The 8,488-nt window shown below is 31.2% G+C and carries 9 protein-coding genes; 3 read left to right on the forward strand and 6 right to left on the reverse strand.

The window, feature by feature from the left end:
- The 4 genes from gldG to ACIQ11_RS06840 all read right to left on the reverse strand — a co-directional run.
- The coding region (gene gldG, locus ACIQ11_RS06825) for a gliding motility-associated ABC transporter substrate-binding protein GldG (RefSeq protein WP_396153935.1) at positions 1–1,542 on the reverse strand (1,542 nt) is incomplete at its 3' end.
- On the reverse strand, positions 1,542–2,267 hold the full coding sequence (gldF, locus tag ACIQ11_RS06830) for a gliding motility-associated ABC transporter permease subunit GldF (protein WP_396153936.1): 726 nt from the start codon (positions 2,265–2,267) through the stop codon (positions 1,542–1,544). The genes gldF and gldG, both read right to left, overlap by 1 nt.
- A gap of 215 nt (positions 2,268–2,482) precedes the next feature.
- Entirely contained in the window at positions 2,483–2,779 is a 297-nt protein-coding gene (locus ACIQ11_RS06835) for a putative quinol monooxygenase (RefSeq protein ID WP_396153937.1), read from the reverse strand.
- A gap of 72 nt (positions 2,780–2,851) precedes the next feature.
- Positions 2,852–3,682 (reverse strand): S-adenosyl-l-methionine hydroxide adenosyltransferase family protein, encoded by an 831-nt coding sequence (locus ACIQ11_RS06840; RefSeq protein ID WP_396153938.1) that lies wholly within the window; start codon positions 3,680–3,682, stop codon positions 2,852–2,854.
- A 108-nt stretch (positions 3,683–3,790) separates the two neighbouring features.
- Here ACIQ11_RS06840 and ACIQ11_RS06845 point away from each other — a divergent pair, with 108 nt between their 5' ends.
- Complete coding sequence (locus tag ACIQ11_RS06845; protein ID WP_291242299.1) at positions 3,791–4,741, forward strand: PhoH family protein; 951 nt, start codon at positions 3,791–3,793, stop codon at positions 4,739–4,741.
- A 90-nt stretch (positions 4,742–4,831) separates the two neighbouring features.
- Positions 4,832–5,779 (forward strand): phosphoribosylaminoimidazolesuccinocarboxamide synthase, encoded by a 948-nt coding sequence (locus ACIQ11_RS06850; protein WP_396153939.1) that lies wholly within the window; start codon positions 4,832–4,834, stop codon positions 5,777–5,779.
- Positions 5,780–5,866: 87 nt separating this feature from the next.
- On the opposite strand, the gene ACIQ11_RS06855 is transcribed toward ACIQ11_RS06850, so the two are convergent.
- Together ACIQ11_RS06855 and ACIQ11_RS06860 are read right to left on the reverse strand one after the other, a co-directional pair.
- The gene (locus tag ACIQ11_RS06855) at positions 5,867–6,583 is read right to left on the reverse strand and encodes a ThiF family adenylyltransferase (RefSeq protein ID WP_396153940.1); all 717 of its coding nucleotides are present in this window, start codon (positions 6,581–6,583) and stop codon (positions 5,867–5,869) included.
- 9 nt (positions 6,584–6,592) lie between these two features.
- Entirely contained in the window at positions 6,593–7,261 is a 669-nt protein-coding gene (locus ACIQ11_RS06860) for a TatD family hydrolase (RefSeq protein WP_396153942.1), read from the reverse strand.
- Between the two features lie 50 nt (positions 7,262–7,311).
- Between ACIQ11_RS06860 and ACIQ11_RS06865 the strand changes: the two genes are divergently transcribed.
- Positions 7,312–8,488, forward strand: a 1,177-nt coding sequence (locus ACIQ11_RS06865) for an MDR family MFS transporter (protein ID WP_396153941.1), incomplete at its 3' end; no start/stop codon positions are given.

Here is an 8,488-nt window from a genome sequence, read left to right on the forward strand (position 1 = left end):
ATCTTTACTTCTAATGTTAATAAGTCCGTTATCGTCTAATAAATAATTTACGCTATTTAGTATAAATTCTTTGTTTCCGAAATATTGACTGGTGTATTTATCATATCCTAATTCAATAGGTGCGCCTTTGTCAATTTGATTTTTAATCACATCACCATCAGAAATTACTATCATTTTTGTTGGAGCACTTTTAGATAAAAATTTCCCATCTTTAAAAGGCAACACACGATTGTTATACATTGATGTGAATGAGCCTTCTAATAAAACGGCTACTGGAATTAGTCCGCCATTTGGATAATCTTTAGGTGTTGTTTCTTCTGAAATCATATCTAAAGATACCACAGTTGGTATTCCAATAGTTTTAGAATAAGGAGAACTTTCCAATAAAATGGTTGTTGAATGCGATGATTTTAAAAGTTCAATTGGCGAACAAAAGTCGAATTTTACGCCATCCGTATTTTTTACAATCGGATGTTTTTTTGAAGCAGGATAAATAAATGGTGCCATTTTCCAATTGTAGGTTTCCATTTGAGTTTCACTTCCTTCATTACCAGAGGCTAATTTTATAGGAGTACCATATTCGTCTTTAATTAATTGCGGACTAATTCTAAATCCGTATTTAAAGAACATATCGGTTAAGTTTAAATCGTTTATTCCGGCTAAAGTTGTACCAGTTTCATTGTACAAATTTTCCATTTCAGCTGTTGTACCATCAACTAACCAAAGTGTTTTTCCACCTTTCATTATAAATTGATCTAACACTTGTTTTTCTGCTTCTGTAAACTTTTCTCGTGGTTTTGCGATAACGGCTAAATCATATATGTTTAACGCTTTTAATGTTTCGCTTGGTTGTGTAGCTACCGAATCTAAAGTAATTGGACCTATATAATAATTATCTCTTATGGTTTTTAAAAAATCGGCAATTTGAATGTCTTCTAACTCGCCATTTCCTTTAATAACTGCAATTTTACGTTGCTTTTCATTCGAAATTTTATGAATGGCTTCCGCAAATGCATATTCTAAGTGTTGTACGGAACTTTCAACTTTTTTCTCCGTTGAAGCGCCCATTAAATTTTTCAATAATTGTACTTTTGCACCTTTATCACCATAATTGGCTAAAGCCCAAGGAAAAACTACTTCTTGAGTTTGTTTTCCTTTTTCTTCAACGGTTACGTTTATAGGTGTTAATCCTTTTTCAAAGAATTTTTTCATTACTTCCACGCGTTCTTCTTCTTTTTCAATGGGATTTACAAATTGAAACGTAATGTTTGAATTATAGGCTGAAAATTCTTCTAATAATTGTCGCGTTTCCGTTTGAAGTTTCTTAAAATCGGCAGGAAAATTGCCTTCTAAAAAAACATCAATAATTAATGGCGAATCTACTTTGTCAATAATTTTTTTTGTGGTTTCAGAAAGTGTATATCTTTTGTCTTGCGTTACATCGAAACGTTTGTAAATGTAGTAACTCGCAAAGTTTAAAATAAATAAACCAATCGCTAAAAACCCTAATTTCTTTAAACTATTTTTTTGAACGTTTTTCATTACCATTTAAGCGATTTAAGTTGATAAACAGTTCCAGCTAAAAATAAAATAGTGATACTTATAAAATAAATAATATCACGAGTATCTAATACACCACGACTCATACTTTTAAAGTGAAAATCCATTCCAAATGTTTTGATAATTCCACTGAAATTCCCAAACAAATTAGATAATCCGTCAAACCCAAAATAAAAGAAAAAACATAAGAAAACGGCTATTATAAAAGCTACTATTTGATTGTCTGAAAGGGTAGAAGTGAAAACACCAATAGAAGTGTAAGCACCAATTAAGAATAACAATCCGAAATACGAACCTATGGTACTTCCATAATCGAAACTATTTTGAGCTGCTGTAAAACTTGAAACTATAAACACATAAAAAAGGGTAGGAACGATTGCAATTAAAATTAATATAAAAGCACCAAGAAATTTACCATTAACTATTTCCCAAAGGCCTAATGGTTTGGTGAATAAAATTTCTAAAGTTCCTTGTTTTTTTTCATCCGAGAAACTTTTCATAGTTACTGCTGGAATTAAGAAAATAAGTATCCAAGGAGCTAACTTAAAAAACGGACTCATATCCGCATATCCAGAATTTAAAATATTAAAATCTCCATCAAAAACCCAAAGGAATAATCCGTTTAATAACAGAAAAATAGCAATAACTAAATAGCCGATTGGCGAACCAAAAAAGGATTTTATTTCACGTAGCAATACTGCTTTCATATATTATGCTTGTTTTATATTGACAAAAGTAATTTATAAACTTGAATCTTGAAACTTTAATTTAAATATGATTGATTGTATTTTATTTTTTGCCACGAATTTTCGAATGTTCTTTGATAATTTAAATTTTATTCGAATTAATTATCGACAAAGTCGATACAAATGATTGCAATTTGTAAATTTTAAAATTAGTGAATTCGTGGCTCTTTAACTTTTTATACTAAAGAAGCCAATTTATCCACACTCCACGCTTCCGGTTTGTCTGCGAAAAGTGTTTTAGTGTAACTCCAAACCTCATTAAATAATTCGGATTGTCTGTATTTTTCTAATGCGGCTTCATCTTTCCAATAACTGTAAGTAAAAAAAATGCGTGCATCTTGTTTGTCTTGATACAATTCTAAAAATTCATTGCCTTCAAAGCTTCTTATTTGATGTTTAATTTCATTAAAATTGTTTAAAAAAGCGGCTATTTTATCTGCTTGAAAGGTAAGTTTCACAATTCGTACTAACATATATATTATTTAAATTCCAATAGTTAAATTCCAAAACCCAAAACCCAAAACCTTTTACCCAACACCTAAAACCTAAGATTCAAATTCCACAATAACAGCATCCTGTATTTTTAACCCCAATAAGGTATGCGCAGAACCAGAACGTTTAGGATTGCTTCTGTAAACGGCAATTTCTAAGAAGTCATTTTCATTAAAAATTGCTATTTCGTTTCCAGCCATTGCATTTAAATCAGCAGTAGTGTTGTTTTTAAAATCGGCATAGTTATTTTTGACTCTTTTTATAGTGTAAACAGAAAAGCGAACCGAATATTGTCTGCCTTTTGCAATTTCTTCGATGTATTTTTTTGAAATATTCGTAACACAATTCCCAAAATCATCAATATAGACAATATGTCCGCGAATAGAATTTAAGTTTTGATCCAAAATAGGAACTAACATATTCCGTTTCTTAATTTCCGTTACTGGTGAACCAATTACCGTCATTTCGCCACCTTTTGCTAAATGAGTAGCAACAGTTGCAAATACGTCTAAATCGCTCGAACCATCAATCAATCGGTCGTGAATAGTAATTTGAACAATTTTATCTGGATTTCGTTTGTTTATTAAACCGCCAAAAATTCCATTATCGGCACCAATAAAATAATGCCCATCGAACAACATTGCAATATGTTTGGTATCTGCATTTCTGGAAGCATCTACTGCAACAATATGCACTGTTCCTTTTGGAAAATGCGAATAAGAAACGGATAATAAATAACTGGCTTCTAAAACATTAAATTTATCTATACTATGTGAAAGGTCTACAATATTTGTCTCAGGTAATAATGAATATATCTTACCCTTAAAAATTCCCGCAAAATGATCTTTTAAACCAAAATCTGTAGTAAGCGTAATTATTGACATTGTATTGTTTATAACTTATTTATTATGGAAAGCTTGTTTTTGTTATATTTGAATGTTACAAAATTACTCTTTTTTTTACAGAATAAAAACAATTTAAAATTATAGCCTTTGAACGAAAGAATTATTGAATTGGAAAACATTGCACCTAAAGATTTTTGGGGCGCACACGATAGTCATTTAGAAACCATTAAAAAGTACTATCCTAAATTGAAAATTGTAGCAAGAGGCACTATTTTAAAAGCGTTTGGAGAAGCGGAAGTGTTAGATGAATTTGAAAAACGTTTTCGACGTTTGATGACTCATTTTACTCGTTTCAACACTATTGATGACAACGTAATTATGCGTGTTATTGAAGGTGATGCTCAACAAACAGGTGAGATGCCTGCTGGAGATCAAATTTTAGTTCACGGGTTAGGAGGGAAGTTAATTAAAGCTATAACTCCCAATCAGCAAAAATTAGTTGATTTTGTAGCTAAAAACGATATGGTTTTTGCAGTAGGTCCAGCCGGAACTGGAAAAACCTATACAGGTGTAGCACTTGCTGTTAAAGCGCTAAAAGAAAAACGGGTAAAACGAATTATTTTAACGCGGCCAGCAGTTGAAGCTGGAGAAAATTTAGGGTTTCTTCCTGGTGATATGAAGGAAAAATTAGATCCGTATATGCAGCCATTATATGATGCGTTACGCGATATGTTACCGCCACAAACCCTTGAAGATTATATATTAAAAGGAATTATTCAAATTGCACCATTGGCATTTATGCGTGGTAGAACTTTAGATAATGCCTTTGTTATTTTAGATGAAGCACAAAACACAACGCATTCTCAAATGAAAATGTTTTTAACAAGGATGGGAAAAAATGCTAAATTTATCATAACTGGAGATCCAGGACAAGTAGATTTGCCCAGAAGAACCATTTCTGGATTAAAAGAAGCTATTTTGGTTCTAAAAGATGTTGACGGCATTGGAATTTTATATCTTGATGATAAGGATATTGTTCGACACCGATTGGTAAAAGCAGTTATTAATGCTTATAAAAGTATTGAAAATACAGATTAATTTTAAAAGAGGTGTTAAAATAAACGCCTCTTTTTTTGTTAAAAAATGATTTTAAAACTACTTTTGCAAAACAAAACAACAACACACTATATGAGCACTATTACAACTACAAATTTTAATTTCACAGGTCAAAAATCCGTTTACAGAGGAAAAGTTAGAGAAGTGTACAACATCAATGACGATTTATTAGTTATGATTGCTACAGACAGACTTTCTGCTTTTGATGTAGTTTTGCCTAAAGGTATTCCTTATAAAGGGCAAATATTAAATCAAATTGCTACAAAATTTATGCAATTAACAGAAGATATTGTACCAAATTGGTTAATTGCCACTCCAGATCCAAATGTAGCTGTAGGTCATTTATGCGAACCTTTTAAAGTAGAAATGGTAATTCGTGGCTATTTATCTGGACACGCTGCTCGTGAATATGCTTTAGGAAAAAGAACGATTTGTGGTGTTACAATGCCAGAAGGTTTAAAAGAAAATGACAAATTTCCTACACCAATTATTACGCCAACAACGAAAGCGGATAATGGTTCACACGATGAAGACATTTCTCGTGAAGCCATATTAGCTAATGGAATTGTGACTGAAGAAGATTACTTAGTGTTAGAAAAATACACAAGAGATTTATACCAAAGAGGTACAGAAATAGCCGCTTCAAGAGGATTAATTTTAGTGGATACAAAATACGAATTTGGAAAAACTAAAGACGGAAAAATTGTTTTAATTGACGAAATTCATACGCCAGATTCCTCTCGTTATTTTTATGCGGAAGGATATCAAGAAAGACAAAATAATAACGAAGAACAAAAACAATTGTCTAAAGAATTTGTACGTCGTTGGTTAATTGAAAATGGATTTCAAGGTAAAGAAGGACAACAAATTCCAGAAATGACTACAGAATATATCGCTACCGTTTCAGATAGATATATAGAATTATTCGAAAATATTTTAGGAGAAAAATTCGTAAAAAGCGACATTACAAATATTGAGGAACGCATTTTTAATAACGTTCAAGCGTATTTGGCAAAATAAAAACCAATATTTGTCAATCTGAACTGTTTCAGATTCTAAATATTATAAAACCTGACAGGTTATTGAAACCTGTCAGGTTTTATTGTTTTATTCCTTAATCAAATGTTTTACAACCGTTTCCGCAGCGTGTAAACCAAAAAGTGCTGGCATCCAACTATTAGTGCCATAGAATGATTTCTTGTAGTTAGAACCATCCGTCGTTTTAATACTTGTTGCATCTGGATGCTCAATGGAATAAACCGCTTTCACACCTTTATTTATACCTTCTTTTCTTAATCTTTTTCTAATATTTTTAGCTAAAGGACACACTTCTGTTTTGCTAATGTCTCTAACTACAACTTTATTAACATCAAATTTCCCACCTGCTCCCATATTGCTGATTACTTTAATCTTTTTGCGTTTAGCAGCAACTAAAAGGTTGATTTTTGGCGTTAAACTATCAATACAATCTAATACATAATCAAATTCAGTAGTTACAATTTCTGAAGCACGTTCTGGTGATAAAAATTCTTCAATGCGTATTAAGTTCAGTTCAGGATTAATGTCCATTAATCTATCGCCAACAATTTTAACTTTTGGTTGGCCAATGGTACTATGTAAAGCAGGTAATTGTCTGTTAATATTTGTAATATCTACGGTATCGCCATCTACAATTGTAAGTTGACCCACACCTGCACGAACTAAAAATTCAGCCGCAAATGATCCCACGCCACCTAAACCAACAACTAATACGTTAGAATTTTTTAATTTATTTAACCCTTCTTCTTTAAATAATAATGCTGCTCTTTCTTGCCACTTTGCCATAATTTATTTCTATTTATTGAAAACAGTTTGGTAATTGTTCCATACTATTTCTTTCATTTCTTCTACAGAAATATTTTTACATTTTGCTGCAAAAGTATAAACTTCTTCTAAACTTTCCGAAATTGTATCGGTTTCTAAGAAAATTTTATCGTTTGGAACATATTTAAAAACCGTTTCCATTTCTGGATTTCGAAGTAAATATTTTCCAAATGACAAATAAAAATCTTGATTTAAAAGTTGTTTCGCCAACGGAATATTTTTTGAAAATCCGTGTATGATGTAAGGAGATTGTATTAAACTATTTTTTTTACAAGAAATCACTTCATCAAATGCCGCTACACAATGTAAAATAACAGGTTTTTCCACTTCATTTAAAAGGGATAATTGCGATTCGAAAACGTCAATTTGCAAGTCCATTTTCTTTTCGATTCGTTTGTCTAAACCGCATTCGCCTAATGCAATACATTCGTTTAATTGAAGTTTGTTTTTTAAAAAATTTAAATCTTCACTTAAACGTTCATCAGAAATATACCAAGGGTGAATCCCGATAGAATAGTGCGGAATAGCATCTATAAATTCATTTGGATATTGATTTACTATTTCCAATATCGAATCCGAATTGGTATTAAAATGAGTATGTAAATTTACAAATTTCATTAAATTTCTTTTTGCAAAAATACTACATTTTGGTAACTATTTTTGATTAATTTTGTCGCAGATACTTTATTATGATCCAAAAAGCGTTTCGCAATTACATTTCTAACTTTCAAGGTTTTTCACGAGAAGTATGGATTCTTACCCTCGTTACATTTATTAATAGGGCAGGAACAATGGTTTTGCCATTTTTATCTAAATATTTACACGAAGATTTACATTTTTCTTTAACGCAAGTTGGTACCATTATGGTCTTTTTTGGCTTCGGTTCTATGTTGGGTTCTTGGTTGGGCGGAAAATTATCAGACATTATAGGTTTTTATAAAATAATGATATTCAGTTTGTTAGTAAGTGGGTTTATGTTTTTTGGACTGCAATATGTTACTTCTTTTTACGGATTATGTTTGAGTGTGTTTTTAATAATGTCGGTTTCAGATATGTTCCGACCGGCTATGTTTGTTTCGTTAGGAGCCTATGCAAAACCAGAAAACAGAACAAGAGCTTTAACTTTAGTGCGATTAGCCATTAATCTTGGATTTGCTGCCGGACCTGCGTTAGGCGGATTAATTATTATGTGTATTGGCTACAAAGGATTGTTTTGGGTAGACGGATTAACTTGTATAATTGCTATTTTAATTTTCTGGATTAAAGTAAAAGAAAAGAAAAAATCGACCTATTTAGACAAAAATCAACCTGGCGAAGTATTAGTAGAATCTGTTTTTAAAGATAAAATTTATTGGTTGTTTTTAACGACTTCTTTAATTGTAGGAATTATGTTTTTTCAATTATTTACAACTATTCCAATTTATCACAGAGAACAATTCGGGTTAACCGAACTACAAACAGGTTTGCTATTAACATTTAATGGTGTTTTGGTCTTTTTCCTCGAAATGCCAATAGTAAATTATATTGAAAAGCATAAAAAAGACAAATTAAAGGTGATTATTTTAGGTTGTTTTTTAATGAGTATCAGTTTGTTTTTAATGTTACTTAACAGTTGGGCTGGCATTTTATTAATTATGATGTTGTTTATGACGTTTGCAGAAATGTTTAATTTTCCTTTTTCAAATGCGTTTGCTTTAAGTCGTGCACCCAAACATCATCAAGGTCGTTATATGGCTATTTTTGCTATGAGTTATAGTTTGGCGCATATTTTAAGTGCAAAAATAGGAATGGTTTTAATAGATACTTATGGATATCAAGCCAATTGGTTATTTATGGGATCACTCGGTATTATTGGTACTTTAGTTG

This window comes from Flavobacterium sp., assembly GCF_044361065.1.
Lineage (GTDB): Bacteria > Bacteroidota > Bacteroidia > Flavobacteriales > Flavobacteriaceae > Flavobacterium.

Excerpts from the sequence above, each read along its gene's own strand:
- ACIQ11_RS06840 (WP_396153938.1), bottom strand. The coding sequence starts at position 3,682 with ATGTCAATAATTACGCTTACTACAGATTTTGGTTTAAAAGATCATTTT.
- ACIQ11_RS06850 (WP_396153939.1), top strand. The coding sequence starts at position 4,832 with ATGAGCACTATTACAACTACAAATTTTAATTTCACAGGTCAAAAATCC.
- ACIQ11_RS06855 (WP_396153940.1), bottom strand. The coding sequence starts at position 6,583 with ATGGCAAAGTGGCAAGAAAGAGCAGCATTATTATTTAAAGAAGAAGGG.
- gldF (WP_396153936.1), bottom strand. The coding sequence starts at position 2,267 with ATGAAAGCAGTATTGCTACGTGAAATAAAATCCTTTTTTGGTTCGCCA.
- ACIQ11_RS06835 (WP_396153937.1), bottom strand. The coding sequence starts at position 2,779 with ATGTTAGTACGAATTGTGAAACTTACCTTTCAAGCAGATAAAATAGCC.